This is a genomic window from Streptomyces sp. AC627_RSS907, assembly GCF_019049165.1.
In genome coordinates this window covers 1-616 of sequence record NZ_JAGMUE010001580.1, presented here as the reverse complement: position 1 = coordinate 616, position 616 = coordinate 1, and the positions used below count along the sequence as shown (strand labels likewise).

2 protein-coding genes are annotated in these 616 nt (G+C 65.4%); both read right to left on the bottom strand.

What is annotated here, in order from left to right; translation table 11 throughout:
- Nucleotides 1-285: DUF6879 family protein (locus KUM32_RS43110; protein ID WP_374227632.1), on the bottom strand; the 285-nt coding region annotated here is incomplete at its 3' end.
- A complete protein-coding gene (locus KUM32_RS43105; protein ID WP_187063106.1) occupies nucleotides 269-475 on the bottom strand; it encodes a hypothetical protein in 207 nt (68 codons plus the stop codon). The genes KUM32_RS43105 and KUM32_RS43110, both read right to left, overlap by 17 nt.
- Nucleotides 476-616: the final 141 nt, after the last annotated feature.

The following is a 616-nucleotide window of genomic DNA, read 5'->3' as shown; positions in this document are numbered from 1 at the left end:
CCACGCGTGGGGGCGGTAGTACATGAACTCGTACTCCAGGTACCTGGAAAGAGGCCGGGACACGATGTGCACGCGTCCCTTGCTCTTTCCCTGGCGCCTTACCCGCTTCAGGTCCTCGGTGTACTCGCTCGCGTAGGTGCGCGGGTCGATGCGCTCTCCCGCCAGATAGGAGCGAAGCCTCTCTTCCGCCTGGGGAACCTTGTAGGCGGGCAGAGTTTCGAGCCGCCATGCCTCTCTTCGAAAGTCGCGGAACTTCTCCTGCCACGCTTCACCCGTCAAGAGCACGAACGGCCTCCCTGAGCACCGATTCCGGGATTTCCACCAGAGCCTCGCCTCGCGGGGTCTGGAAGGCGAAGGAGACGTTGCCCTGAACGAGAAGGGAGCCGCCTGCGGCTCGATAGACGTTGGGGCAGTCGTTGTCCTCGCACTCCCCGTTCCCGTTTCCGGTCAGCCGGGTCAGTTCCTCGCGCGCCATGCTGAAACCCCCTTGCGCATGGCCCCGGTTGGGGCCCTTGCGACGACGCTACGGGCGGGGGGTCGTGGCCGTCCACGCGAGAGGGCCGATATTCGCGTAGTCGGGTAAGGGGCCTGCCGTGCGGCTCGTAAGCCCTTGTCC